Origin of the sequence: Mesorhizobium caraganae, from assembly GCF_016836705.1 — a bacterium.
In the GTDB taxonomy this organism is placed as follows: Bacteria; Pseudomonadota; Alphaproteobacteria; order Rhizobiales; family Rhizobiaceae; genus Mesorhizobium; species Mesorhizobium caraganae.
In genome coordinates, this window is record NZ_JAFCGY010000002.1 from 319,144 (window position 1) to 344,697 (window position 25,554).

29 protein-coding genes are annotated in these 25,554 nt (G+C 61.8%); 19 read left to right on the forward strand and 10 right to left on the reverse strand.

Translation table 11 applies throughout. The features are described from left to right. Positions 1 to 20: 20 nt before the first annotated feature. Both JQK88_RS09135 and JQK88_RS09140 read left to right on the forward strand, forming a co-directional pair. Positions 21 to 2,510 (forward strand): sulfatase-like hydrolase/transferase, encoded by a 2,490-nt coding sequence (locus JQK88_RS09135; RefSeq protein WP_192258989.1) that lies wholly within the window; start codon positions 21 to 23, stop codon positions 2,508 to 2,510. Between the two features lie 228 nt (positions 2,511 to 2,738). After that, positions 2,739 to 3,305: a DUF995 domain-containing protein gene (locus tag JQK88_RS09140; protein WP_246749781.1), complete on the forward strand. Its 567-nt coding sequence runs from the start codon at positions 2,739 to 2,741 to the stop codon at positions 3,303 to 3,305. A 186-nt stretch (positions 3,306 to 3,491) separates the two neighbouring features. Here JQK88_RS09140 and galE read toward each other — a convergent pair whose 3' ends face one another. Continuing rightward, positions 3,492 to 4,571 carry a UDP-glucose 4-epimerase GalE gene (gene galE / locus JQK88_RS09145; RefSeq protein ID WP_192258991.1) on the reverse strand — a complete coding sequence of 360 codons (1,080 nt, stop codon included), beginning with the start codon at positions 4,569 to 4,571 and terminating at the stop codon, positions 3,492 to 3,494. Then, positions 4,572 to 5,609, reverse strand: coding sequence for a UDP-glucuronic acid decarboxylase family protein (locus JQK88_RS09150; protein ID WP_192258992.1), 1,038 nt, complete (start codon positions 5,607 to 5,609; stop codon positions 4,572 to 4,574). A gap of 1,213 nt (positions 5,610 to 6,822) precedes the next feature. Between JQK88_RS09150 and JQK88_RS09155 the strand changes: the two genes are divergently transcribed. From JQK88_RS09155 to JQK88_RS09175, 5 genes are all read left to right on the forward strand, one after another. Further along, a complete protein-coding gene (locus JQK88_RS09155; protein ID WP_203278114.1) occupies positions 6,823 to 7,437 on the forward strand; it encodes a hypothetical protein in 615 nt (204 codons plus the stop codon). A gap of 7 nt (positions 7,438 to 7,444) precedes the next feature. Then, positions 7,445 to 8,293 (forward strand): 23S rRNA (adenine(2030)-N(6))-methyltransferase RlmJ, encoded by an 849-nt coding sequence (locus JQK88_RS09160; RefSeq protein ID WP_192258994.1) that lies wholly within the window; start codon positions 7,445 to 7,447, stop codon positions 8,291 to 8,293. A 412-nt stretch (positions 8,294 to 8,705) separates the two neighbouring features. Then, positions 8,706 to 9,158 carry a hypothetical protein gene (locus JQK88_RS09165; protein WP_203278115.1) on the forward strand — a complete coding sequence of 151 codons (453 nt, stop codon included), beginning with the start codon at positions 8,706 to 8,708 and terminating at the stop codon, positions 9,156 to 9,158. Between the two features lie 132 nt (positions 9,159 to 9,290). Then, positions 9,291 to 9,872 carry a TetR/AcrR family transcriptional regulator gene (locus tag JQK88_RS09170; protein WP_203278116.1) on the forward strand — a complete coding sequence of 194 codons (582 nt, stop codon included), beginning with the start codon at positions 9,291 to 9,293 and terminating at the stop codon, positions 9,870 to 9,872. Then, positions 9,869 to 10,705, forward strand: coding sequence for an EamA family transporter (locus JQK88_RS09175; RefSeq protein WP_203278117.1), 837 nt, complete (start codon positions 9,869 to 9,871; stop codon positions 10,703 to 10,705). Before JQK88_RS09170 ends, JQK88_RS09175 begins: the two co-directional genes overlap by 4 nt. 31 nt (positions 10,706 to 10,736) lie before the next feature. Here the strand turns inward: JQK88_RS09175 and JQK88_RS09180 are convergent, their stop codons facing one another. Then, entirely contained in the window at positions 10,737 to 11,363 is a 627-nt protein-coding gene (locus JQK88_RS09180; protein ID WP_312037252.1) for a TetR/AcrR family transcriptional regulator, read from the reverse strand. A 62-nt stretch (positions 11,364 to 11,425) separates the two neighbouring features. Here JQK88_RS09180 and JQK88_RS09185 point away from each other — a divergent pair, with 62 nt between their 5' ends. Beyond that, positions 11,426 to 11,956 (forward strand): DinB family protein, encoded by a 531-nt coding sequence (locus JQK88_RS09185; protein ID WP_192258997.1) that lies wholly within the window; start codon positions 11,426 to 11,428, stop codon positions 11,954 to 11,956. 272 nt (positions 11,957 to 12,228) lie between these two features. On the opposite strand, the gene JQK88_RS09190 is transcribed toward JQK88_RS09185, so the two are convergent. Next, on the reverse strand, positions 12,229 to 12,981 hold the full coding sequence (locus JQK88_RS09190) for a hypothetical protein (protein ID WP_192258998.1): 753 nt from the start codon (positions 12,979 to 12,981) through the stop codon (positions 12,229 to 12,231). Positions 12,982 to 13,241: 260 nt separating this feature from the next. Here JQK88_RS09190 and JQK88_RS09195 point away from each other — a divergent pair, with 260 nt between their 5' ends. Further along, on the forward strand, positions 13,242 to 13,838 hold the full coding sequence (locus tag JQK88_RS09195) for a glutathione S-transferase family protein (RefSeq protein ID WP_192258999.1): 597 nt from the start codon (positions 13,242 to 13,244) through the stop codon (positions 13,836 to 13,838). A gap of 63 nt (positions 13,839 to 13,901) precedes the next feature. Here the strand turns inward: JQK88_RS09195 and JQK88_RS09200 are convergent, their stop codons facing one another. Beyond that, on the reverse strand, positions 13,902 to 14,552 hold the full coding sequence (locus tag JQK88_RS09200) for an outer membrane protein (RefSeq protein WP_192259000.1): 651 nt from the start codon (positions 14,550 to 14,552) through the stop codon (positions 13,902 to 13,904). A 412-nt stretch (positions 14,553 to 14,964) separates the two neighbouring features. Here JQK88_RS09200 and JQK88_RS09205 point away from each other — a divergent pair, with 412 nt between their 5' ends. From JQK88_RS09205 to JQK88_RS09235, 7 genes are all read left to right on the forward strand, one after another. Then, positions 14,965 to 15,729, forward strand: a complete 765-nt coding sequence (locus JQK88_RS09205) for an SDR family oxidoreductase (RefSeq protein WP_203278118.1) — start codon at positions 14,965 to 14,967, stop codon at positions 15,727 to 15,729. Continuing rightward, positions 15,726 to 17,804, forward strand: coding sequence for an excinuclease ABC subunit UvrC (gene uvrC / locus JQK88_RS09210; RefSeq protein ID WP_203278119.1), 2,079 nt, complete (start codon positions 15,726 to 15,728; stop codon positions 17,802 to 17,804). The genes JQK88_RS09205 and uvrC overlap by 4 nt, the downstream gene beginning before the upstream one ends. A gap of 100 nt (positions 17,805 to 17,904) precedes the next feature. Further along, a complete protein-coding gene (pgsA, locus tag JQK88_RS09215; protein ID WP_023673449.1) occupies positions 17,905 to 18,501 on the forward strand; it encodes a CDP-diacylglycerol--glycerol-3-phosphate 3-phosphatidyltransferase in 597 nt (198 codons plus the stop codon). A gap of 1 nt (position 18,502) precedes the next feature. Next, positions 18,503 to 18,760 (forward strand): molybdopterin converting factor subunit 1, encoded by a 258-nt coding sequence (gene moaD, locus JQK88_RS09220; RefSeq protein WP_112560833.1) that lies wholly within the window; start codon positions 18,503 to 18,505, stop codon positions 18,758 to 18,760. Between the two features lie 19 nt (positions 18,761 to 18,779). Continuing rightward, entirely contained in the window at positions 18,780 to 19,241 is a 462-nt protein-coding gene (locus JQK88_RS09225; RefSeq protein WP_203278186.1) for a molybdenum cofactor biosynthesis protein MoaE, read from the forward strand. Positions 19,242 to 19,327: 86 nt separating this feature from the next. After that, complete coding sequence (locus JQK88_RS09230) at positions 19,328 to 20,095, forward strand: YbaY family lipoprotein (protein ID WP_203278120.1); 768 nt, start codon at positions 19,328 to 19,330, stop codon at positions 20,093 to 20,095. Positions 20,096 to 20,294: 199 nt separating this feature from the next. Next, a complete protein-coding gene (locus JQK88_RS09235) occupies positions 20,295 to 20,564 on the forward strand; it encodes a hypothetical protein (RefSeq protein WP_203278121.1) in 270 nt (89 codons plus the stop codon). Positions 20,565 to 20,644: 80 nt separating this feature from the next. On the opposite strand, the gene JQK88_RS09240 is transcribed toward JQK88_RS09235, so the two are convergent. Then, the gene (locus tag JQK88_RS09240) at positions 20,645 to 21,121 is read right to left on the reverse strand and encodes a cupin domain-containing protein (protein WP_192259005.1); all 477 of its coding nucleotides are present in this window, start codon (positions 21,119 to 21,121) and stop codon (positions 20,645 to 20,647) included. Between the two features lie 103 nt (positions 21,122 to 21,224). On the opposite strand from JQK88_RS09240, the gene JQK88_RS09245 reads away from it, so the two are divergent. After that, positions 21,225 to 21,641, forward strand: coding sequence for a MarR family winged helix-turn-helix transcriptional regulator (locus JQK88_RS09245; protein ID WP_246501875.1), 417 nt, complete (start codon positions 21,225 to 21,227; stop codon positions 21,639 to 21,641). Between the two features lie 2 nt (positions 21,642 to 21,643). Here the strand turns inward: JQK88_RS09245 and JQK88_RS09250 are convergent, their stop codons facing one another. Both JQK88_RS09250 and ndk read right to left on the reverse strand, forming a co-directional pair. Continuing rightward, complete coding sequence (locus JQK88_RS09250) at positions 21,644 to 22,255, reverse strand: class I SAM-dependent methyltransferase (protein ID WP_203278122.1); 612 nt, start codon at positions 22,253 to 22,255, stop codon at positions 21,644 to 21,646. A 134-nt stretch (positions 22,256 to 22,389) separates the two neighbouring features. Beyond that, positions 22,390 to 22,812: a nucleoside-diphosphate kinase gene (gene ndk / locus JQK88_RS09255; RefSeq protein ID WP_192259008.1), complete on the reverse strand. Its 423-nt coding sequence runs from the start codon at positions 22,810 to 22,812 to the stop codon at positions 22,390 to 22,392. A 262-nt stretch (positions 22,813 to 23,074) separates the two neighbouring features. Between ndk and JQK88_RS09260 the strand changes: the two genes are divergently transcribed. Next, positions 23,075 to 23,353, forward strand: a complete 279-nt coding sequence (locus tag JQK88_RS09260) for a hypothetical protein (RefSeq protein WP_192259009.1) — start codon at positions 23,075 to 23,077, stop codon at positions 23,351 to 23,353. A 26-nt stretch (positions 23,354 to 23,379) separates the two neighbouring features. Here JQK88_RS09260 and bluB read toward each other — a convergent pair whose 3' ends face one another. Both bluB and JQK88_RS09270 read right to left on the reverse strand, forming a co-directional pair. Then, positions 23,380 to 24,015, reverse strand: a complete 636-nt coding sequence (gene bluB / locus JQK88_RS09265; protein ID WP_203278123.1) for a 5,6-dimethylbenzimidazole synthase — start codon at positions 24,013 to 24,015, stop codon at positions 23,380 to 23,382. A gap of 130 nt (positions 24,016 to 24,145) precedes the next feature. After that, entirely contained in the window at positions 24,146 to 24,838 is a 693-nt protein-coding gene (locus tag JQK88_RS09270; protein WP_203278124.1) for a glutathione S-transferase family protein, read from the reverse strand. A gap of 70 nt (positions 24,839 to 24,908) precedes the next feature. Here JQK88_RS09270 and JQK88_RS09275 point away from each other — a divergent pair, with 70 nt between their 5' ends. Continuing rightward, a complete protein-coding gene (locus JQK88_RS09275; protein ID WP_192259011.1) occupies positions 24,909 to 25,421 on the forward strand; it encodes a DinB family protein in 513 nt (170 codons plus the stop codon). Positions 25,422 to 25,554: the final 133 nt, after the last annotated feature.

The following is a 25,554-nucleotide window of genomic DNA, read 5'->3' on the forward strand; positions in this document are numbered from 1 at the left end:
GACTCGCGGCGGGTAGTTGTATGAGCATCGGCGGCAATACGGGGTCGGCGAGCCGACCTGAGAGCGGCCTTACGAAATCGAAGGCGGGGACGGCTTCGTCGAGGGACTTGCGCTTCCGGCGCATGAGCCAGCGGATCATTTGCACGGGCCTGTTGTCCTGGCTGCTTTTGGGTGTCTACCGCAGCGCAATCGTTGATCCGCAAACCACGTTTCCAGGCCTTTTAGGGGCCATCCCCAAGGGATTGGCATCGAGCTACTACGATCTGATTGTCGTTACTTCCGTGACCGTGGTGACCCTGATCCTGCTGTTCCTGGCAAAGGCCAGCCGTCTCGGCTCAGTCATCGTCGTCTTGCTCTTCTATGTTGCTGTCGTGGTTTCTCTGGGCTGGGGATTTGCCAACATCAACCTCGTCAAGATGCTGGGCGAACCGTTCACGTTCCAGTGGCTGGTCTATGGCGACTTCCTGCAGAATGCCGATGCCAGGAACGCGATGGGCGACGCGCTCAACATAAAGGACTTCGCGACCCTTTCCGGATCCGTCATTTTGGTGCTCATCCTTGGCTATGCCGCGGCCAGCTTGTGCCAGCGACTGAGCGCCGCTGGCTACGGGGCCTTTCTGGGCGTGCTCGTTGTGTGTGTCGGCACGGCTCTCGCCGGAACTGGATACCACGTGCGTGCGGAGGCGCTGCCGGCGGCCAAGATCGACAATCCGATCCTGTATTTTGTTGAATCGGCCGTGTTCAGTCCAACGCCGGTCGTGCTGGCAATGAACGCCAACACCAATGACCCGGATGTCGCAAGCGTCGGCGAGCGTCCGCCGGAGACGTCGGCCTTCAAGGCGCCGGCGCCAAACCCGATCAAGAACGTGCTGATTTTCATGATGGAGTCGGTGCCGTCCAAATACATCGAGACGTTTGGCGGCAAGTATCCGATCACCCCAAATATCAAGAGTTACGCAAAGGACTCCATACGATTCGACAACATATATGCGCACGCACCTTCCACGCATTACTCGGTCTTTTCTCTGCTCACCTCTATGTACAACGATATTTCATACTATGGCATGACCACCAGGTATCCATATCTGCCTCTGGACACGATCTCGAACACCCTGTCCAAGAACAATTTCCGCACAGGGTTTTTCTGGAGCGCGGATTCCCGATTCCAACGGGTCGATGAGTTTCTGCTCAACAAGGGGCTGGATGTGATCCAGGACTACCGGGGGCAGAAATGCGGTACCCCGACCTTCAAGCTCAGCTCCGAGCAGTGGAAGAACATGGACTACAACAGTGATCTTTGCACCGCGCAGTCGATCATCGACTGGATGAACAAGGACGCGGGAAAACCCTTCTTCGGCATAATGTTCACGGCCATGACCCATTATCCCTACATCACCGACAGCCCGATGTTTTCGAAGATGGCGCCTTCCTCCGATGGCAACACGCTGGTCCACTACTCGGATGATCAGAAATTCAATGCTTATCTCAACGCCCTGAAGGTCGGCGATACGGCGCTTGGCGAGATCCTTGAATCGCTCAAGCAGTCCGGCAAGCTCGATTCGACGCTCGTGGTCATATTGGGCGATCATGGCGAGGCGTTCGGGGAGCATGGCGACTACATTCATGCCAGCGCGATCTACGAGGAAAACATCCACATCCCGCTCATCATGATCAACAAGTATCTCTTTCATGACGAAGTTGCGCACCCGGTCGGCGGCATCATCGATATCGCCCCGACGATCTTCGACATACTTGGGCTTCCGCTGCCGAAGCAGTGGCAGGGGCGCAGCCTGTTCAGCGAGCAACGGCCAAACAAGACCTTCTTCTTCAATCCCTGGGCCGGTTTCCTGTTCGGCTATCGCGAGAACGATCGAAAGGTCATCTTCAACGCGACCACCGGCAAGGTGGAGGAATACGACCTCAAGGCCGATTCCGGTGAACGAACCAACCTCTTCGCGGCCGACACCGGCGGCCGAAACGCGCTGCTGCAGCCCATCGCCGGATGGGTGCAATCGCAGAGGCAGCGCGTGGCCGACCTGGTGGCGGCCGCCGCGAAAGACACAGGACGTTGCACCATCACCAGTCTGGAGGTCGACGCTGCCGGCATTGATCTCCAGGGCGCGCCTCGGTTCGACGTCCTGGTCGACGGAAAGACCGTCGCCGAGATCGACGTCCCGGGCAAGGAAAGCGTTGCATCGACGCCCGAAGCCGCCGTGGCGGAGCTAATGCAGGCGTCAACCGAGGCCAAGCCGTTCCACATCGATCTCAGCAGCGTTCCGAACCCGAAGACGATCGAGCTTCGCTATGTCAACGACCTGTGGGGCGGAGAGGGCAAGCCAGGTGATCGCAACCTGTTCATCAAGAGCATCAAGGTGAACGGTCAGCTGGTGCCAAACACCAGGCTGCATGTCGACGAGCAGTCTCACGGCTACACCGACGACAACGGGACCGCCATGTACAGCAACGGCTCGCTATGGGTTAGCGGCCCTTTCGTCGAGGGATGTGTATAATGTCCCGCGCACCTGATTGCCGTCCTCGATTTACAGCCCGTGCACACTCCGACAGATACTGTCGGCCCTCCCGGTTGACATCGTCGCGCGGCAGTCAATAGCATGCGAAATACTGATGGTTGTGGCGTGGAGACAATTATCAGCGCAGGACGGACCGGGCCCGTTCTTGCGGTATGCTCGGCTGGTCGATGCCCGCTTGGGAAGCAAACATCGATGCGATCGCTCGGCATGACGACCCAGACCGGATTGCCATCTGAATCGGCGAGCGGGGCGAGGCGCCATCGACTTGCCAGGCGTGTCTCCCTGGCGCCCCTCCTGGCCATTTGGTGCCAGATGGCGCTTTGCGGAGCCGCGCACGCCGAAGACAGCGGACCTGCAGATGCCGTTGCCGTCCCGACGGCTTTCGAACTTCAGCTTGTTTATGCCGATCGCACGTGGATATGGGATAACGGAGCGGCCTATTTCGGGCAGAAGGATCGACCGGTCCGGGCCTGGACCTCCGAGCAGGACACGGCTTCTGTCGGCGAAGGCAGATGGCATCTAAGCAACGATGGCAAGATGTGCATGGATCTCATCTGGCGGTCCAAGACCTACGCCGCAGCGCCGATTCGCACGTGTTTCAGCCACCGCATCCGGGGTGGGACCCTCGAGCAGCGCAAGGATCCGGACGGTCTCTGGTACAGTTTCAGGCACTCAGTGGAAGACCCTTCCGACGAGCAACGGAAATTCGAGGAAGGCGATACAAAGGGCGCGCAGTTTGACAAGGTCCGTGGCCTGATCGATTCCAAGAGTTGATGCATGCGGCCCAAGTGCGCATGCGATTTTGGGACGCGGCATGCATGAAGACAAGGATAAGCGCGTTGACGCGCTCTGTCGTGGGAGCGCTCCACGATTTCCAGGGCCGAGTCGTATCAAAGGCTCGCTGAGAAGCCCTCACCCACCTCAGCGAGCCCACGTCCCGACGCACAACAAACGGGACGACTACCAGCTTTGCGAGCTGGTATTGCTTTCCGATGCATTTGACATGTCTGGCGCAGTTGACCGGCTGCGCTTCGCCGTCGGCATCGGAATTGTGGACGCGGCGGCCTCCAGTCCGAAGAATGGGGCGGCTGTCCTGACGATGGTATCGATGTCGGAAAGTTCCGGCATGAAACCCAGATGTTCGCGTGCGCCGGCCGGGTCGGCATAGAGCTCTGCCGGGTCTCCCGGGCGCCGGGGCCTGAAGACCGCGGGAACCGATTTTGACGTCATCCGGGTGACCGCCTGGAGAATCTCCTTGATCGACACCCCGCGTCCGGTGCCGAGATTGACCGACAGGCTTTCGCCACCCGCCTCAAGATGCATGAGAGCCCTCAGATGCGCGCGGGCCAGATCGCTGACATGGATGTAGTCGCGCACGCAGGTGCCATCCGACGTGTCGTAGTCCGCACCGAAAATCTCGATCTCGTCGATCGTGCCGGATGCGGCCATGAGCACTCGCGGGATCAGGTGCGTTTCCGGCGTATGCCATTCGCCGAGCTCGCCCTCCGGATCCGCGCCGCAAGCGTTGAAGTAGCGCAGGATCGCATATTTCATTCCGTAGGCGGAGGCATAGTCCCTGATGATCTGCTCACCCATCAGCTTGGTCCGCCCATAAGGGCTGATTGGATTTTGCGCCGAGGTCTCGCGAATGGGCAATGTTTCGGGCACGCCGTAGGTTGCGCAGCTGCTTGAGAAGATGATGTTTTCGATCGAGCTTGCGCGCGCCGCATCCAGCACCGCGATGGTACCCGACACATTGGTCGAATAATATTCCGCGGGCTCCTGAACAGACTCGCCAACATAGGCCAGCGCTGCAAAGTGGATTATCGCCTTCGGCTGATAGGTCCTGATCGCCTGCTGCAGCACTGTCCGGTCCCGGATATTGCCGACGACAAGCGGCCCCCAGGCAACCGATCTCTCGTTGCCGCGGCTTAGATTGTCGAAAACGACGGGCAGGTAGCCGGCAGCCGACAACAGCTTGCAGGTGTGGCTGCCGATGTAACCGGCCCCACCCGTCACAAGGATTGCCGGGCGGCTCATTTACATCGCAGCTTCTTTGACGGGCCGGCTCGAGTAGAGCAGGGCGTCAAAATACGCCGTGGTATGCGCCAGCCCCTGGCTCAGGCTGATCTTTGGCTCCCAGCCAAGTTTTTCCCGGGCAAAGGAGATGTCCGGCTTGCGCTGTTTGGGATCGTCGACGGGCAGCGGCCGATGCACGATCTTCGACCGCGAGTTGGTGCATTCGATCACCTGCGTCGCCAGTTCCAGAATGGTGAATTCGGCAGGATTGCCGAGATTGACCGGGTGCTGCGGCGCGCTCGGTGCGTTCATCAGCCGGATGAGGCCTTCGATCAGGTCGTCCGCGTAGCAGAATGAACGTGTCTGCTGGCCGCTGCCGTAGACGGTCAGATCGTCACCGTGCAAAGCCTGGACGATGAAGTTCGACACGACGCGGCCATCGTCCGGCTGCATGCGGCGGCCATAAGTGTTGAAGATCCGCGCGACGCGAATATCGAGGCCGTACATTCTCGAATAATCGAAGAACAGCGTCTCGGCCGAACGCTTGCCCTCATCATAGCAGGATCGCGGACCGTGCGGATTGACGTTGCCGAAGTAGGCTTCCGGCTGCGGATGCACCAAGGGGTCGCCGTAGACCTCGGACGTCGAAGCCTGAAATATCTTGGCATTGTTCCGCCGCGCGAGTTCGAGCAGGTTCAGCGAACCAAGCACGCTTGTCTTGAACGTATGGATCGGATCAGCCTGGTAATGCGGCGGGGAGGCCGGGCAGGCGAGGTTGTAGATTTCATTGACCTGAATATCAGAAGGCAGTGCGTCGACAATGTCGTGCTCGATGCAGGTAAATCGCGGATTGCGCAGCATGGCATTGAGATTGTACCTTTTGCCGGTGTGGAAATTGTCCAGCACGACAACGTCGTATCCATCCAGCAAAAGACGCTCGCACAGATGCGAACCCAGAAATCCTGCCCCGCCGGCAACCAGGGCGCGGCCCCGATTGATGTTGGCGCGCCTTCGGCTGTTCCCGGACTCGAGTTTCAGAACGTTGACAGTCCTACGCATATTCCACCCCTTCGCCCTTACGCACTGCGCACGCTACCGCCCGGACATAGCGTTGCCCGGCCACGCCCCTGCGGACGTCGCAAACCCTCCGCTTCTGCGGAATCGTCACTCCTGATGTCTGTTGATTGCTTTCTGAGTTCGCTGGGCGACGCTATGCGGCTATTGGTTGCCGTTCAGCATTCGACTACGCCCCGAAATCGCGGTTACGCGTCTGGTGCCACAATCGCCCATTGCTCGCCCAAATTGCATATCCCAACGTGTCAAAAATATACCTGTGGAAATCATAGTCAACTAAATTAGCAAATCCTTAACCGTAATCGTTGGGGAGTGGTTAATCATGAGGTCGGCAGCGTCTGCCGCTTCAACTCGAGCGATGATCGAAAATGGAAATATACCGGTAGAAAATAGTAATATTAATGGGATTTTGCGATAGCAAAAAGTGCAAAATATGACAAAGAAATGTCAGATTTATAACGAAAACCCCAGTCGAAAGCTCGCACTGGCCCTATATATCGCATCGTATATTTGAAAATATTTCGATTTATGAAATATCAAAATATGGTAACGCTACGCTTCGTCCGCAAATTCTTAGAAAAAAATGCGACCAGCGCCCGAAACGGCTCGGGCCAGAAATGTTCGTGGCGTTCCCAATGTAGGGGTTTAGGTTCACCCCGTCGGTCGGATAAGGCACGTTCGCTCTCTTTATTCCATGGCCAGATATTCAGATTACCAGAGGGATATTCTATGATACAGTGAGCGACAAACAGTACTGACTCGTTAATTGCGGAAGTTTGGTGTTAAACTATAGTTACAATGAAACTCATTGACGTGACTCTATGCATGAATATCTATATCAAAGACATTTCGGCTTGAAATATGCGCCATCTTGCTTCTTGTAGACTTTTGGGATCGAAACCCCCTCGGGCACAATATGCCTCTCAATAAATCAAAATCGTGGAAGGTCCTGGCACCCATCCATTTATATAGATATTAGCGATGGCTTATGAGCGCATAGGTAGAAATCCTTTAGTGTTGCGACGCGGCCATGACGCCGATGCAATTGGACGGCGGGCAACTCGCTTGGCCAAATCCGCGCAAACATTCATTTGGCTATTATCTTTGTCTTGGACGGACGAGGCTCGCTGCGCAGGCCATCGCCTTTTGATCCCTAGGGCGCTATTGGCAAGCTGGTCGAACACTCGGGTTATTCTCAATGCGCTTTCTGTTTGCCCTGATCCTGCTCGCCGGTATCGCCATCGGCCTCGTCTACCCCTGGGCGATGACGAATTTCTCCGGCCATGAGGTCGGCAGCTACAGGGTCTACGAGCAGGGCCGCTTCAAGCCGGTGACGGTGGCGCTCTCGCCAAGCGACGCGCCGGTCAGGGTGCTGGTCGACCTGACAGCGCGGGCCGAGCGCATCGTCTCGCAGCAGCGCACTATCTTGACGTTGACCGCGGCAACTGGTGGCAAGACTGTGCTCGCCTCGACGCTGCAGTTCAACCACTCAGACAATCCGCGCCAGGTCAGCCCGCAACTGCCCGACAAGATCTTTCGCGACGAGGCCGGCGTGATCGCGACCGTCAGCCCCGGCTCCTATCTCTTCACCGTCGGCCCGGGCGATGCCGATGATATCCCGATGCGGGCGGTGGACCTGGTGCTGCGGGCCGGTACCGGCGAGATCGACAGCCGCGCCCGGCCGGTCGGCTATGGGTTGATTGCCGTCGGCCTGATCGGCTTCCTGCTATCGTTGCGTTTCGGCGGCAGCCGGCCGGAGAACCCCAACTCGAAGCCGCCGCCGCCGCGCTGGGGCAGGGGCTCCTCGAAATGAGCGCGGCATGAATTACCGTCACGCCTATCACGCCGGAAATTTCGCCGATGTCGTCAAGCATGTCGTGCTCAGCCTTCTGCTCGACTATCTAAAGCAGAAGGACAAGGCGTTCCGTGTCATCGACACTCATGCCGGCATTGGCCGTTATGATCTGTCGTCGACGGAAGCGCAAAAGACCGGCGAATGGCAGGGCGGCATCGGCCGCCTGATCGACGCCCCGTTGGACAAATCGGCGGCTGCGCTGCTTGCCCCCTATCTCGAAGCCGTGCGTTCGCTCAATCCCGATGGTGGCGTGAGGAAATATCCGGGCTCACCACTCATCGCCCGCCATCTCATGCGCAAGCAGGATCGGCTGTCGGCGATCGAACTGCATGGCGAGGATGCCGCCAGGCTGAAGACCTTGTTTGCCGGCGATTTCCAGACAAGGGTGATCGAACTCGATGGCTGGCTGGCCCTCGGCGCGCATCTGCCGCCGAAGGAAAAGCGTGGGCTGGTTCTTATCGATCCGCCCTTCGAGGAAGCCGGCGAATTCGACCGCCTCGTCGACGGGATGCAAAGAGCGCACAAGCGCTGGCCGGGTGGCATCTATGCGCTGTGGTATCCGATCAAGGACCGCAAGGCGATTATCGCATTCCGCAAGGCTCTCAAGCAATCCGGCGTCGCGAAGCTGCTCGACATCGAGTTCGAGATCCGGCCTGCGTCGCGGGAGCCGAGCCTCGACGGCAGCGGCATGGTGGTGGTCAACCCACCCTTCACGCTGGAGCGCGACCTGCGCATCGTGCTGCCGGCTCTGCACAGACTGCTGGCGGTCGAAAAGCCGGCGCACTGGTCGCTGGAATGGCTGGCCGGGGAATAGCAACGCTTCGCTGCGGGCGCCGCACGCGCCCGCAACCCCCAGCGAAGTTATGCTTGCCGTGTCCTGCGACAGCCGCGCGGCGGTCGATGCGATGAACGAGGCGGCGGCGAAACATGGCGGCACGGCCGACATCATGCCCAGCAGGACTATGGCTTCATGTACAATCGCAGCCTGGCCGATCCTGACGGCCACATCTGGGAAGGGCTGAACCAGGTTCCGGCAGAGCGCCGGCCCTGGCAGCCGCTTCCCCAAAACAGGGGAAGGCGAGTTCTTCAAAGGCTCGACCATGGTGGTTTCCCAGCTTCGCACCGACAAAACCGGTTTCGAAGCCGGAAACCATCGTCCGCGCAACCGCTTGACCGCGCGCCGCCGAATCCGCAGAGTGCGCGCAGTCGACCTTTGAGAGGCTGCCATGACTCGCTTTGCCAAATCCGCTCTTGCTGCCCTGATTTCGCTTTGCACGCCGCTGGCCGCACCCCTTGGCATCACCAAAGCGGTGCAGGCCGCCGATCTTTCTGTCTATTCCGACGAGGACAGCGGCGTCTGCGGGCAGGCCTGGGTGCTCAACAAGATCTCCAGCCGCTTCTCTTATCAGGTGCATCACGTGCCGCATCTGCCTGATGTCTCGATCACCGATTTCCAGCGCATTCACCAGCATCGCTATCTGCCGGCAAGCGAAGAATGGCCGATCGGCCGCCGCTATTGCGGCGCCACCGTCAGCCTCTCCGATGGCCGTGCCCGCACCATCTGGTACCTGATCGAGGAAGGCCAGGGTTTTGCCTCGATCGGCGACAATGTCGAATTCTGCGTTTCGGGCTTCGACCGCTGGATGGTCTACAACGGTCGCTGCCGCGTCCTGCGCTGAGAGCAGTACCTTTCTCCACCTTTAACGCCTGCGGCGAGATCGGCCGCAGGCGTTTTCGTTTGGCGTGTTGACAGCCGGCTTGATCGGTCCCATGAATATGAGACAGACCTGTCTCATCACTGGTGGAAGACCATGACGCCATCGCCTGCGATCGACAAACGCCAGCACGTCGTCGAAACAGCCTACTCCCTGTTCAAGCGCGCCGGCTTCCATGCCACCGGCATCGACCGCATCATTGCCGAGGCCGATGTGGCGAAGATGACGATGTATCGCCACTTTCCGAGCAAGGACGAACTGATCGTCGAGGTGCTCGACTACCGCGCCCGCCGTTTCGAGCGTCAGCTCGACCAGCTTGCGCAAGAGGTCGCCACGCCGGAGCGCAAGATCGGAAAAATCTTCGACTGGCACGAGCGCTGGTTCGGCAGTCCTGATTTCCACGGCTGCCTGTTCGCGCATGCACTGGCCGAGTTCGGCGATCCCACCCATCCGGTGTTCCAGGCCGTCATCAGGCAGAAGAACGGCCTCAAGCGGCGCATGCAGGCGATCCTCGAGGCGGTGATGCCACCGAAGCAGGCTGAGGGTGCTGCGGCGGCGCTGCTGATGCTGATCGAGGGCGCGACACTGATGGCGCAGATGGGTGAGGCCGACGCCGCCATCGATAGCGCCCGCAAGGCGGCCGATGCCGTCATAGCCAGCGCGCGTATAGCGCAATGAGCGCGACGGTCATTGCGCTCGCGCTGTTCGCGGCCATTCTGCACGCCGGCTGGAACGCCTTCCTGCGGACCGGAGCCGACAGGCTATGGACGGTCACCGTCATGAGCTTTTCGAGCACGCTCATCGCCATTCCAATGGCGCTTTACCATGCGCTTCCCGCGACCGGCGCCTGGCCCTATGTCGCGTTCTCGGCCGGCCTCCAGGTCGGCTACAGCGTGTTCCTGGTCGCCGCCTACCGCTATGGCGAACTGGGGCAGGTCTATCCGATCGTGCGCGGCAGCGTGCCGCTGCTGGTTACACTCGGCGGTTTCGTGCTGGCCGGCCAGCAACTCACAATGCCCGAGATCGTCGGCGTCACGCTGGTCGCCTGCGGCATCATGGGCCTGTCGCTCGGCAGGGGCAGGGCATCGACAACCTCGATCCTTTACGCGCTGGCGACCGGCGCGATCATCGCCGCCTACGCGACGGTCGACGCCATCGGCGTGCGCGTGGCGGGCGACAGCGGCGCCTACACCGCCTGGGTGCTGCTGATCTACGGCGCCTTGCTGCCGGCGACCTTCATCGTCCTGCGCGGCAGGCTCGTCGTCAACTTCAGCGCGCCCGAAACCCGTAAGGCTCTCGCCGGTGGCTTGTTCGCGCTGCTTGCCTATGCCGTCGTGGTCGCCGCTTTCGCACTCGGCCCGGCCGGCCCCATCACCGCCATCCGCGAAACCAGCGTTGTCTTTGCCGCCTTCATCGGTCGGCTCTTCCTCGGCGAGCAACTGACACCGCGGCGCGTCGGCGCCTGCGCCGTCGTCGCGCTTGGCGCCATCTGCCTCGGCTATCAGGCGTGAGCGGTGAGGGATCTCGATCGCGCTATTCTGTTCATGCGCTGCGGCCGGAACCCGACACATAAGCGCAGATCAGCTCGACGAGTTGCTTCTGCAGGTCCGGCGCATCGAGCATGTCGCGCCGCGCGGCATTGTGGATGACGCCCTCGACCGCCGAGGAGAGCACGCGGGCCACGGTCTCATTGTCCTTCCTGCGCCGGCGATACTGCGCTACCGCCGCAGTATAGTGGTCGAGATAGCGCGACTGAAACGAGGCATGAGCGGCGCGCGAGCCGCGATCGCCCGGCGCCTCGTCGAGCAGCACCTGATGCAGGGTCGGATGGATGCTGTGCGCATCGATCATGCCGCGCACCAGCTCCTGCGCGAATCGCTTGAGCGGCTTGTCGCCTTCTGCTGATTCGGCGATCACCGACAACACTTGATCGAAATGTCGCCGACGGATTGCCTCGACCAGCGACAGCTTGTCGGGAAAATATTGATAGAGCGAGCCGATGCTGACACCGGCGGCGTCGGCCACCTTGTTGGTGGTGAAGCCGGCCCAGCCGAGCGTGCTCAGAACGTGAGCGCCGGCTTCGATGATCGCCTCGACGGTTGCGCGCGAACGCGCCTGGCGCGGCTGCTTGCGCATGCGCGAGCGCGGCTTTGCAATGCGAGTAGACATGTCTGCTCCATCAGCCGAGAATATAGACAACATACTCACATTTTTCGGAAAGGATACAGACCATGAGCGCGCGGGATCTGCTTCGCAGCCTCTTCGTCTATCAAGCTTGGGCCAATGGCGAATTGCTGGAGAAGCTCGCGAGCCTGGATCAGCAGAAGCACGCGAAGGAACGTCATGCTGCGGTCCGCCTCGTCAACCATAATCTCGTCGTGTCGAGAATATTCGCGGCGCATCTTTCCGGCACGCATCACGGCTACGCGTCAGACAACACCGAGGACACGCCGTCGCTCGATGAACTCAGCGCCGATGTCGCTGCGATGGATCGCTGGTATCTCGATTATCTCGAAGCCGTGTCGCCTAAACTTCTGTCACAGCCTGTGCCCTTCATCTTCACCGACGGCGACAAGGCAATGATGTCGCGCCTGGAAATGCTGACCCATGTCGTCACCCACGGCGGCTACCATCGCGGCGAGATCGGGCGGATCCTGGTGCAGATTGGCGTCACGCCGCCATGGGATACGTTTGCCGTCCACCTGCACCAGACCGAGCCTGCGCGTCGGCTGCAGATGATACGTGAGCCCGTTGGGGTGTAGAGCTGCAAGCCTTGGATTCCAAGGGGTGCGAGGCTTCGCAGGATAAGGATCGCCGCGATCCTTGGCGCCCCTTTACCCGCCAGGAAAACTCCCCGCACCGAGGCTGGGCAGGTCCCTTTTCCTGGCGGAGATGTTAGGCAGAACAGAGCGGGCGCTGCTCCTTCAAATACTGCCTTTCATCGCGTCAGGCCGATCTCAAATTATATACGAGCAAAAAGCTCGCATTTAATTTCGTGCTGTTTTTCTTATCGTCTGAATGAAGCAAGATCAGTCTATGCGATACGATGGTTTTTTGTGATCTGCCAAGCTACCGATGACCACGCGGGATCGACGCCGCCGCAAGAGACTGTGAGCTTGACGAGAAGATCGCATGAGTCGCAACGCTCAGAAATTCTTCTGCAAAAGTTCGCTGTGACGCGCGAAGAATCTTTGCCGCTTTCGCTGTCGATCATCGCGGACATGCTCTCGGTGTAACCGAAATTTAATCTGCGTAATGCTTCGCTGGCTAGACACGCGCGAGTCAGATATGCATAGGCTCGCCGGGTCACTAACGGCCAACGGCACAAACGCAAGGGGCATCGCATGGCTAAGACGTCATCCAAAGCGCCGGCATCCAAGGCACCGGCAAAGAAAGCACCAGTAAAGGCAGTGGCGGCGAAAGCGGCAACTGCAGTGAAGAAGGCAGCACCTGCTGCCAAGCCGAAGGCGGCAGCGCCCAAGGCAAAAGCGGCACCGGCCAAGAAGCCGGCTGCGAAGGCTGCGGCGAAACCCGCAGTGAAGAAGGCAGCACCGGCCAAGGCCAAGGCTGCACCGGCAAAGAAGGCGGCACCTGCCAAGAAGCCGGCTGCCAAGGCTGCGGCGAAACCCGCCGCGAAGAAGGCACCTGCCAAGGCTCCGGCCAAGGCCGCCGCTGCGAAGTCTACCGCAGCCGTGAAGAAAGCAGCGCCTGCCAAGAAGGCAGCGCCTGCGAAGGCCGCGAAAAAGTAATCGCGTTTCTTCGCGCGCCGGGGACGATGCCGGGACATATGAGGGCGGGCGCCTTGGATACGCCGCGCCCTCCGTCCTGGTGTTAAGGCGCACGAACAGAGGGGCGAACGTAATCTATCTTTCGCAGCTCCCAGGACTTCGCCTCACGGCGAAGTCCGGTGGGGCTTTTTTGTTGCCCTGAGCAGACCGCCTGGCTCTCAATATACCGGTTCCTCTGGCGGTCAGTTTTTCTTCTGCTGGCATTTGCCTGTAGACGTCGATCGGTAGAAGCTCACTGTCTGCAAACAGGGAACCGATCATGCCGAAGCTGCTCTACTCGTCCTCATCCCCTTACAGCTCCAAGGTGCGCATGGCGGCACTCTATGCCGGCATTGCTGTTGACCTGGTGCCAATCAAGACCGAGGACAAGCCGGCCGAATTGATATCGGCCAATCCGCTCGGCAAGATTCCGGTGCTGGTGCTCGACGACGGCCGCTCGATCCACGACAGCCGCGCCATCACCCAGCACCTCAACCGCGCATCGAAGAATCTGCTGTTGCCGCGCAATGCCGACAAGCGGCTCGAAGCCGAAGTGCTGGAAGCGCTGGCCGACGGTATCTGCGACTGCGCGCTGTCGATGGTTTATGAGCGGCGCACGCGGCCCGACGAGATGGTCTATCAGCCCTGGCTCGATCGCCAGTGGACGAAGATCACCGCCGCACTCGACCTCCTCAACGCCAATCCGCCGAAACTGCCGAAGAAGATCACGCTCGGCCAGCTGGCGCTGCGCGCCTGCCTTGGCTATCTCTCGCTGCGCTTCGCCGGCAAATGGGAAAAGGGCCGCGGCCGGCTGACCCGCTGGGCTGCGCGCTTCGACGACAAGTTTCCGGAGCTGAGGGTGGCTGTGCCGGCGTGACTGGCGAAACAAAAAAAGCCGGGCGCGAGGCCCGGCTTTCTTGTGTCGTGGCTTGAACGACAATTAGAACTTCATACCGACGCCGAAGGTGACGCGGTTGTCGCTTTCCTTGACCTTGGTGCCGACACTGTCGAAGCTCTTGGAACCGAAGTCGGTGTAGCGGTACTCGACACGGCCGAACACATTGTCGGTGATCTTGATGTCGGTGCCGACGCCGGCCGTCCAGCCAAGCATGGTGTTGCTGTCGCTGTCGCCCGGAACCGAGATCTTCTGGTTCTTCAGGGCGCCACCGCCGGTGCCATAGAGCAGGATTTCGGGGGTCACAGCATAGCCCAGACGGGCGCGCAGCGAGCCTTCGAAGCCGCCCTTGGAATTGACGCCGCCGCTGTCACCCTTGACGCCGTTGTAGCCGAGATCGGCTTCAGCACCGTACACGAAGTTCTCTTGCTGCCACTGATAGCCGCCGAAAACGCCGCCGACAAAGCCCTTGGTCTTGATGTCGGGACCGCCGTCGTGGACCTTGGCATGACCGCTGAAGCCGTAGCCGGCGCTGATACCGGCGTAGGGGCCGGCCCAGGAAGCGACGGGGAGTTCGGCAACCGGGGCAGGTGCCGGGGGCTCTTCCGAGACGACGTCAGCGGCAAAAGCAGTACCGCTGAGGGCGAAGAGCCCGAGCGCGACCGCGATTGGCGCGAATTTGAGATTGGCTTGCATTGTTGTTTACTCCTTAAGCCACAAGACACGTAGGCTTGTTTGTTTTGAACGCCATCAACCCGTCCGGGGGATGAAACGGATCTGGCACTCAACGGTTCCGAATGTCGTGTCAAAATGCGGCGGCAGCGAACCTGAAACTGGGTCATTCCCCGGCGCGAATGAGGCCGAAGCTTGACGTTGCATCTTCGCAACAGCGAAATGTCAGCACGCTTGCGGTGCTGCACTGCACTCGGCTTGGTGCAAGGAGTCCAGCGTCCTATATTGCGGTCCTGCGGCCCGAATCCGGGACGGGTCATAGTGCTGAAAAAGCCGTTTCGCCACATTCCTGCCCCAGGTGGAAACGGCATTTAACCCCTGGACGCGTCACAATGTGCCGGCTAGCGGAATTGGGGCGCAGATTGAGGATTGACAGATGATCGAAGCCACAGGTGTGGCGCTGGTGACGGGTGGGGCAAAGCGGATCGGCAAGGCGATCGTCGAGGACCTGGCCGCGCATGGCTTTGCCGTCGCCATCCATGCCAACCGCTCGGGCGCCGAGGCTGACGCGCTCGCCGCGCGCATCAAGGGCGCGGGCGGCCGCGCCGCCGTGGTTGCCGCCGACCTGACCGACATGGCCGCCGTTGGCGATCTCGTCGGCCGCGCCGAGGCAGCGCTCGGCCCGGTCACGCTTCTGGTCAACAATGCCTCGCTGTTCGTCGACGACAGCGTCGAGGACTTCGACTGGACCGCGTGGGACCGCCACTTCGCCATCCATGTGAAGACGCCGGCGCTGCTGGCACGGAACTTTGCCCGTGCCTTGCCGCAAGGGCAGGAGGGGCTGATCGTCAACATCATCGACCAGCGCGTCTGGCGGCCGACGCCGCGCTATTTCTCCTACGCGCTGTCGAAGTCGGCCTTGTGGACGCAGACTGAGATGCTGGCGCAGGCGCTCGGCCCGCGCATCCGCGTCAACGCCATCGGCCCCGGCCCGACCCTGAAGAATGCGCGCCAGGAAGATCACGATTTCGACAAGCAGGTCGACGGCCTGATCCTGAAGCGCGGCCCGCAACTGGCCGAATTCGGCGCCACCATCCGCTATCTCTGGGAGGCGCGCTCGGTGACCGGCCAGATGATTGCGCTCGACGGCGGCCAGCATCTTGCATGGCAGACGCCGGATGTGACAGGCATGGTGGAATGAGTCCCGCAGACCAGAAACACAAGACGCGTGCCGGCGCCGCTGACGATATGCCGCCCGACATCGACCTTGAGGACGAGGCGGCCGAGGAGATCGTCGAGCCCGAGGCCGCCGGCCCCGATGTCGCCTTCACCGCGATCGACTGGGCGCCGCATGCCGGCGACGCCGACGGCATGGTCGGCGCCGAGGTCATCCAGACGCTGGTCAAGCGGCTGCCCAATGCGCCCGGCGTCTACCGCATGATGAACGCCGCCGGCGACGTGCTTTATGTCGGCAAGGCGCGCAGCCTGAAGAAGCGGGTGACCAACTACGCGCAAGGCCGGTTCCACACCGCCCGCATCGGCCGCATGGTGCGCGAAACGGCGACGATGGAGTTCGTCGTCACCCGCACCGAGATCGAAGCGCTGCTGCTCGAAGCCAATCTTATCAAGCGCTTGCGGCCGCGATTCAATGTGTTGATGCGGGACGACAAATCGTTCCCTTACATCCTGTTGACCGGCGATCATGTCTCGCCCGGTATCTACAAGCATCGCGGTGCGCGCTCGCGCAAAGGCGACTATTTCGGCCCGTTTGCCTCCGCCGGCGCCGTCGGACGCACCATCAATTCGCTGCAGCGCGCCTTCCTGCTCCGGAGTTGCACCAACTCCTTCTACGAGAACCGCACCCGGCCGTGCCTGCTCTACCAGATCAAGCGCTGTGCCGGTCCTTGCACCGGCGAGATATCGCACAGTGACTATGCCGAGCTTGTCGCCGAGGCGAAGGATTTTCTGTCCGGCCGCAGCCAGAAGGTGAAGACCGAGATATCTGAAGCCATGCAACAGGCGTCCCAGGAGCTCGATTTCGAGCGCGCCGCCATCTATCGCGACCGGCTAGCGGCGCTGTCGCATGTGCAGAGCCATCAGGGCATCAACCCGGCAACGGTCGACGAGGCCGATGTCTTCGCCATCCACCAGGAGGGCGGCCAGGTCTGCATCCAGGTGTTCTTCTTCCGCACCGGCCAGAACTGGGGCAATCGCGCCTATTTCCCCAAGGCCGATCCGGCGCTGGAGGGGGCGGAAGTGCTGGGCTCGTTCCTGGCGCAGTTCTATGACGACAAGCCGACGCCGCGGAACATTCTTCTGTCGCGAGCCGTCCAGGATCAGGAACTGCTGGCCGAGGCGCTTTCCACCCGCGCCGGCCGCAAAGTGTCGATCTCGGTGCCGCAGCGCGGCGAGAAGAGGGATTTGACCGACAACGCGCTGCAAAATGCCCGCGAGGCGCTCGGCCGCCGGCTGGCCGAAACCTCGACGCAAGGCAGGCTGCTCGCCGGTTTTGCCGAGACCTTCGGCCTGCCGAAGCCGCCCGTGCGCATCGAGGTCTACGACAACTCGCACATTATGGGCACCAACGCCGTCGGCGCCATGGTGGTGGCCGGGCCGGAAGGTTTCGTGAAGAACCAGTACCGGAAATTCAACATCCGCTCGCCCGAGATCACCCCCGGCGACGACTTCGGCATGATGCGCGAGGTGATGGAGCGGCGTTTTTCAAGGCTGCTGAAGGAGCATGGCGATGTCGCTGTGGCCGACGATGCGGCCGCAGGCGAGGCGGCCGACGATATCGAGGACGACATTTCGGGCAGTTTCCCGGCCTGGCCCGACGTCATCCTGATCGATGGCGGCCAGGGCCAGATGAGTGCGGTGCGCAAGATCCTCGCCGATCTCGGCATCGAGGACCGCGTCGTCGCGATCGGCATCGCCAAGGGCCAGGACCGCGATGCCGGCCGCGAGCGCTTCTTCGTCAAGGGCAGGGACTCTTTTTCGCTCCCCGTGCGTGACCCCGTGCTCTATTTCGTCCAGCGGCTGCGCGACGAGGTCCACCGCTTTGCCATCGGTTCGCACCGCGCGCGGCGCAAGAAGGAATTGGTCAAGAGCCCGCTGGACGAGATCGCCGGTATCGGTCCCGGCCGCAAGCGCGCCTTGCTGCTGGCCTTCGGCACCGCCAAGGCGGTCAGCCGTGCGGCGGTCGAGGATCTGGTCAAGGTCGACGGCATTTCCGAGCAGGTGGCGAAACTGGTCTACAACCATTTCCACGAAAGCTGACCGCCGGGGTGCTATTTTCGTCTGGCCAATCGAATCTCGGCTGTTGACCCCCTACATCCGGTTCTGATTTGAGTACGCAGGCAGAAAGAGTCCCTCCGATATGGCCAAGCGCGCGTTCAACCTGCCCAACATGCTCACCTACGCCCGCATCGTCGCGGTGCCGCTGGTGGTGCTGTGCTTTTTTCTCGAAGGGCATCTGAAATCGAGCGACTTCGCCCGCTGGTCGGCGCTGATCATCTTCCTGCTGGCCTCTATCACCGATTATCTCGATGGCTATCTGGCGCGCGCCTGGCAGCAGACCTCCAACATCGGCAAGATGCTCGATCCGATAGCCGACAAACTGCTGGTCGCCACCTGCCTGCTGCTCTTGGCCGCCGACACCGACCGCCACGCCGGCATCGCCGGCTGGTCGCTGTGGGCGGCGATCATCATCCTGTGCCGCGAGATCCTGGTCTCGGGCCTGCGCGAATATCTGGCGGCGCTGAAGGTCTCGGTGCCGGTGACCCAGCTCGCCAAATGGAAGACCGCCATCCAGATGGTCGCCATCGCCTTCCTGCTTGCCGGCCCTGCCGGCGACAAGATCTTCCCGCTGACCACGCAGACCGGGCTGGTGCTGCTGTGGATCGCCGCACTGGTCACGCTCTACACTGGTTACGACTATTTCCGCGCCGGCCTCAAGCACATCATGGACGAGTGAGATGACCACGCGGCTCATCTATTTTGCGTGGGTGCGCGAACGGATCGGCAAGCCCGAGGAAGACGTCGAATTGCCCGCCGGCATCGAGACGGTGGCCGACCTCTTGCGCTGGCTGAAATCCCGTGGCGAGGAGTATGAGCACGCGCTGCAATATCCCGACGTGATCCGCGTCGCCATCAACCAGGAACATGTCGAGCATCGGGAAAAGGTCGCCGGCGCGCGCGAGATCGCGCTGTTTCCGCCGATGACCGGGGGCTGACACCGTGTCCGGTGTGCCGATGGTGCGCATCCAGCGCGAGGATTTCGACGTTGCCGCCGAGATCGCCAGGCTGACGCAGGGCCGCGCCGACATCGGCGCCGTGGTGTCTTTCCAAGGCCTCTGCCGTGACGAGCAAGGCCAGCTGTCGGCACTCGAGCTCGAACATTATCCCGGCATGGCCGAAGCCGAGATCGGCCGCATCGCCGCCGAAGCCATAGCACGCTGGCCATTGCAAGGGCTCACCGTCATCCATCGCCACGGCAAGATCGCACCCGGCGAAAACATCGTGCTGGTGGTGGCGGCCTCCGCGCACCGGCAGGCGGCGTTCGAAGCGGCGAATTTCCTGATGGATTTCCTGAAATCGCGCGCGCCGTTCTGGAAGAAGGAACATCGCCTGGACGGCACCGACGGCGGCTGGGTCAAGGCCAAGGACGCCGACGACCAGGCTGCTGCGCGCTGGACACAGTCGCCGCCGGACTGATCCGCAGCCGGAATAATGCCATGCAGCCGCCTTCCATTGACCGCATTCGCCTAGCCAAATCGCATCTGGCAAAGGGGAGCAAGGGCATGCTGGGCAGGATCGCTGAATTCTTCGTCTTCGGTTTTGTGCCGCTGGTCGTCGGCATGCTGGCCGTTCCCGAAATGTCTGTCGCCGCCGAGAAAACCCTGAAGGGCGAGGTGATGTATCGCGAGCGCATCGCGCTGCCGCCCAACGCCGTACTTTCGGTACAGCTGGCCGATGTGTCTTTGGCCGATGCGCCGGCCGCCATTGTCGGCGAACGCAAGGTGGCGCCGGCCGGCCAGGTGCCGATCAAGTTCGAGATCAGCTTCGATCCAACGGTGATCCGGCCCAACACGACCTACGCGCTGCAGGCGCGCATCACCGCCGACGACAAGCTGCTGTTCATCACGGACACACGCTATCAGGTCGATCCGCTGAGCGATGCGCGGCAGACCATCGTGCTGAAAATGGTGGCGCCCAGCGGCACGCCGACCTCCGCCTCGCTGGTCGATCAAAGCTGGCTGGTCGAATATATCGACGGCATCGGTGTGATCGCGCAACCGAAGGCGACGTTCAGGGTCAGCGAAGCCGGCAAGGCCGGCGGCAGCGGCCCTTGCAACGCCTATTTCGCCACCGCCAAGGTCGAGGGCTCGACGATCGCCGTCAGCGACATCGGCTCGACCTACAAGGCCTGTGCGCCGGAAGTAATGGCCGAGGAAAAGGCGCTGTTCGAGGCGTTGGTCAAGGCGGCGTCGTACCGTATCGATGCTGGCAAGCTCACCATCGCCGACAAGGACGGCCGCGAGATTCTGCGGTTCAACGCGGCAAGCTGACGTCGACGGACCGGGCGTGGCGGCGGCGCGGGAATCGTCTTCGCGGCTTTTCCGACCCGGATTACGCGACAGCCGGGAATAGTCCGGCCGCGCGAAGCGTTAACTTCCCATATGGCGGGTAGGCAAAAGGGACATGTCCCTTCACTGAAGCCGCCAGACCGAATGCGGCTCGATCTGGCCACTCAAAAGGAGTCCAGACATGAAAAAGCACGCGCTTATCCTTGCCGCCATAGGCGTATCGCTGATTACCTTCGCTGGCTTTGCCAGGGCCGACGACCATTTGTTCAATGCACTTCAGCATGGTCTCAGTCCTGACAGCCAACCCTTCCAGACCAACAAGGCCGGCCATAGTGGCGACCTGGCGCCTGGGCAGGGCAGTCCGTTTGTCGGCGCCGACACCAAGACACCGGCCACCGACACCGAAGCGGCGAACGATCATGCAAATGTGAAAGAGCGCCAAGCGAAGTGACCGCAAACCCGCCGCGAGGGGCGGCGGGAACTCTTGTTCGTCCAATACGCCGCGCCGCGAGTTGACCACTTTGGAGAGCATCACGCCTGCGGTTGCGGCGGTGCCGGCGTCAGGCCGAACCGGCGCATCAGGTCCATGAGCCTGGCGCGGTCGGGCGGGCCGCCGGCGCCAAAGATGGCGAAGGCCTCGCGGAAATAGTCCGGACCGATCGCCGCCGGCGTCACCACGCAAAGCACCTTGGCGTTCTCGGCGGTGTCGTTGTCGAAGCGGTGAACCGCGCCGCGCGGAATGCACAGTGCCTGGCCGGGCCCGATATCGTGCCGGTGTCCGTCGACGGTCAGCGTCAGCATGCCTTCGATCCCGTACATCGTCTCTTCATAGTGGTCGTGGCTGTGTGCCGGGGCGGGCAGGCGCTGCGAGCCGGCGACCGTCAGTTCGAAGGCGGCGATGCTGCCGTTCGACTGGTCGCCGGTCAGCAGGAAGCGGACGGCAAGGCCGCCATGGCTGATTGTCTCCTCCGCAGGATTGACGCGAACCTGGCCGGCTTTGTCTAGCATTCCATCCTCCTATGTGGTAAATCGAATTTACCGAAATGAGTAAACTCAATTTACCCGAGTGTCAATGCCGTCATCCACGGAAGATCCACCAAGGAAGCCACCGTTGATCGGTGCGCTGCTGCGCGTGCCGGCCATGGCCATTCACCGCAAGCTGATTAGGGATCTCAGGGCATCGGGATTCGACGATCTCAGCCCACCACACATGGCAGTCATACAGTATCCTGGTCCGGATGGGATGCGTCCTAGCGCGCTTGCCGAGCGCGCCGGGATGAGCAAGCAGGCTATGAACCAGCTGCTCAAGACACTGGAAGCGATGGGTTACATCATCCGCTCGGCGGCACCCGACGAGAGCGGCGGGACCATCGTCCATTTCACCGACCGCGGTCGCGCCGCCTACCAGAAAATGGCCGACATCTTGCTAGACGTCGAGCGCGAATGGGCCGAGGAGCTTGGTCAGAAGCGTTTCACGGAACTGAAAACGCTGCTCGGCGACCTCTGGGACACGCCGCTCATTCGTTGAGCTCAGACCGGCTTCGCCTTCTCGAACCGCGCCCCATAGTGATAGGGCGGCACCTCGACCAGTTTAACCAGCTTCAGGCCGCCGGCCTCGACATCCGCGCTGGTCTGTCGCGGCGACAGCCTGAGTTCGGTTCGCGGGCCCCGCGGCTCGCCCATCACCGTGGTCGTCTCGCGCGGGTGCCGGTGCCAGTTGACGATGGCAAAGTGTCCACCGGGGGCGAGTGCTTCGCGCACGGCACGTGCCAGCCGCGGCCGGTCGGGCACGCCGTGGAAGGCGTTGGCCATGAAGACGAAGTCGACTGGCCGGGACACCAGGCTCGCGAGTTCGTAGGCGTCGCCGGCAACGAATTCGCAATTGGTCACGCCGGCGCCGATCAGCCGTTGTTGCGCGGCCTCCAGCAGGTCGGCATCGATATCGATGGCTATGACACGGCGGGCGACGGCGGCGATCGGCAGCGTAAACCAGCCGTCGCCGCAGCAGAGGTCGACCACCTCCATGCCCGGCTTCAGCCCGGTTGCCGCAAGCACGCCAGCGGGATCAGGCCACAGCGCCTCCCACCAGCCGCTCGACGGCATCTCGGTGCCCTGGAAGAAACCGGGGATGGCACTGGTCATGGTCGGTCGGATCCGCTGGTGCGCGATCCGACCTTAGCGCAGGCCGATCTTCGGGGGCAGTGCAGCGAGGTCCGACGCCAAAGAAAAAGGCCGGCGAAACGCCAGCCTTTTGCATGCATTCCGTTCGCGTCGGCTCAGCCGACGATCTCGGTGTCGGAGAACCAGTACTTGATCTCCTGTGCGGCGGTTTCCGGCGCATCGGAGCCGTGCACCGAATTCTCGCCGATCGACAGCGCGTGGACCTTGCGGATGGTGCCCTCGGCGGCGTTGGCCGGGTTGGTGGCGCCCATCACTTCGCGGTTCCTGGCAATGGCGTTTTCGCCTTCCAGCACCTGCACAATGGTCGGCGCCGAAGACATGAACTCCACCAGCTCGCCAAAGAACGGGCGATCCTTGTGGACGGCGTAGAAGCCTTCTGCCTCACGGCGGCTCATCCACACACGGCGCGAGGCGATGACGCGCAGGCCGGCCTCTTCCAGCATCCTGGTGATGGCGCCGGTGAGGTTGCGCCGGGTCGCGTCCGGCTTGATCATGGAAAAGGTGCGTTCGATCGCCATTGGTCGTCCTTGTGATGAAGAGAGGAATTGGGTGATGAAGAGTGGAATTGGGAGTGGCGGGCTCTATACAAGCCGCCCGGCCCATTGCCAAGGGGAGGCGCTCGACCGCGCTATTGCGCCGCGACCGGCGCCCTGGCGGCGCCGACGTCGCGCAGCGGCGGCAGGCCGTGGAGCCGGCTGTATTCGCGGCTGAACTGATCGGGTCGCCCCATGTCCTGGTGCGGTGTCGCCGTCGAAGGGCGACAGATCGTCCGGGGCGAAGATGGACGGGTCGCAGGGGCGGGGGTATCATCTCCAGGGAAATCAGTTGGATGGGAAGCCGGATAGGACCTTCGGCGAGATGAACTGGCACGATCTGAGACCCGGCGATATCAAGGGGATCCTGCTGATGGTTGCCCTCTTCGGCGGTCTGGTCGTTGCCATGCTGCTCGGGCTCGGGAAGAATACCAACTTCGGCTTCGGCCCGGAATGGCAATGTACGCCGATGCCGAAGGGCGACCCGATCTGCGTCAGGCTCATCGCCAAGGATGAGGCGAAGTGACTTGTCGCCAAAGAAAATGATCGGCCCTACCGCCTGATCACCACGAGCGGTTGCCGGCGCTCCCAGCCTTCACGCTCCAGCGTCGGCACATCGTGCTCCTCGCTGGGATAGCCAAGGCAGAAATAGCCGATCAGTGTCCATTCGGGCGGTGTGTCGAGGATCTTGGCCATCTCGGCCGCGTCGAGGATCGACACCCAGCCCATGCCGATGCCTTCTGCCCGCGCCGCCAGCCACAGAGTGTGCACCGCCATGACGGCCGAATAGTCGATGGTCGCCGGCATTGTCATGCGGCCGAGCCTGTGGCCCTGTTGCGTTGTGCGGTCGGCGAAAACCGCGAACTGGCAGGGTGCTTCGTTAAGACCGGCAAGCTTCAGCCGGGCATAGAGCGCTGCGCGCTCGCCCGAAAAGCATGTGAGCGCCTCGGCATTGCAGCGCTCGAACGAGCCTCTCACGGCCGCGCGCCGTTCGGCGCTGTCGACGACCACGAAGCGCCATGGCTGGCTGAGCCCGACGGACGGCGCGATGCTGGCAAGCTCCAGCAGCCGTTCCAGCGTCCCCTCGGGCAAGGCCGTCCGCTCGAAGCGCCGCACATCCCTGCGCCAGCGCAGCAGCGTAACGAGCCCGGCGCGAAAATCGGCGGTGAAATCGGGAGGTGACGGCATGGCGGTCTCGCTAGGGGAGTAAGGCAGTAAGGCAGTAGGGCAGTAGGGCAGTAGGGCAGTAGGGGAAGATTTAGTTGAGGCAGTCCGAGCACCGTAACCTACTGTCCTACTGCTTTATTGCCCTATTGCCTTAACGTGCCGCCTCCACCCTACGGCCGAGGCCGTCATGAAGGTCGAGGCAGCGTTCGAACCATTGCGCAACGAGGTCGCTTTCGTCGAGCAAGCGATAAGGCGAGGTAATGCGCGCCCATTGCAGCGCGCCGAAGACGATGTAATCGGCAAAGAGCGGCAAGGCGCCGCCGATGAACGGCTGATAGCTGAGCATCGAACGCAGCGGCTCCAGCGCGGCACGGAAGCCGGCGAGCCCGGCATCGCGGGCCGCCGTCACCGCTTCCAGCGGCTTGCCGAAGCGCTGCTCGCGGCTGGAGCGGAAATAGGCGGCGTTCTCGTCGTCCTGCATGGCGTGGATGTCGAGCAGCGCGGCCGTGGTGACATAGGGATGGATGGTGAGCTGCGACCAGCGCTCGATGAAACGCGCCGTTGCCTTGCCGCCGTCGCCGGCAAACAGCGTCGGCCGCTCGGGATAGGTCTCGTCGAGATAAAGCGCGATGGCGAAGGAATCGGCCACCACACGCTCGCCGTCGCGGATCACCGGCACGGTCTTCGAGATGCCGCCCTCGACCCTGGGTACGTCGAGGAAGCGCGTCGGCATGCTGGATCCGACCAGACCTTTATGTGCAAGCGCCATGGCAATCTTCCAGCAATGCGGGCTGAACGGACGGGCAGCGTCGCGTCCGACGAGTTCATACAACAGAATGGTCATTGGCGGCTGCGTCCTCGCGGTCTAATTAGGCGCCTGCGGCTGAAGCGGAACTCGTCGGCGGGAAGAAAAGATGAAACAGCATTTCATGATGTTTGCGGCCTACAATCAATGGGCCAATGGCCGCATCTACGATGCCGTCGCCGCGCTTGACGAAGAAGAGTTCAACCGCGATGTAGGCGCGTTTTTCGGCTCGATGATGGGCACCCTCAACCATCTGCTTGCCACCGACCGCATCTGGATGAAACGCTTCACCGGTGAGGGCGATGCACCTGCAAAGCTCGACGCTATCCTGCACCGCGCTTTGCCTGGCCTCCGGCTGGCGCGCGAGGCCGAGGACAGACGGATCGTCGACTGGGTCGGCGGTCTGACTGAAAAGGCCTTGTCCGGCCGCTTCTCCTACATGACCGTTTCCGACATGCGCACCGTCTCGCAACGGCTGGCGCCGGCGCTGGGCCACGTCTTCAACCACCAGACCCATCACCGCGGCCAGGCGCACGCCATCCTGACCATTCTCGGCCGGCCTTCGGTATCGCTTGATCTGGCACTTTTCCAGCGCACGGACGAAGGCCGCGCCTACGCCTGATCTCCTGGCCGCGTTTCGGGTTTGAAGACACTGGAGCGACACTGGAGTGGTTCACCGTTTCACGGAACCGATGGCCGTGCTTTCGACGGGCTGTTAACCACATTACAATTGAAAGCAAGGTTTTAGGGTTTCA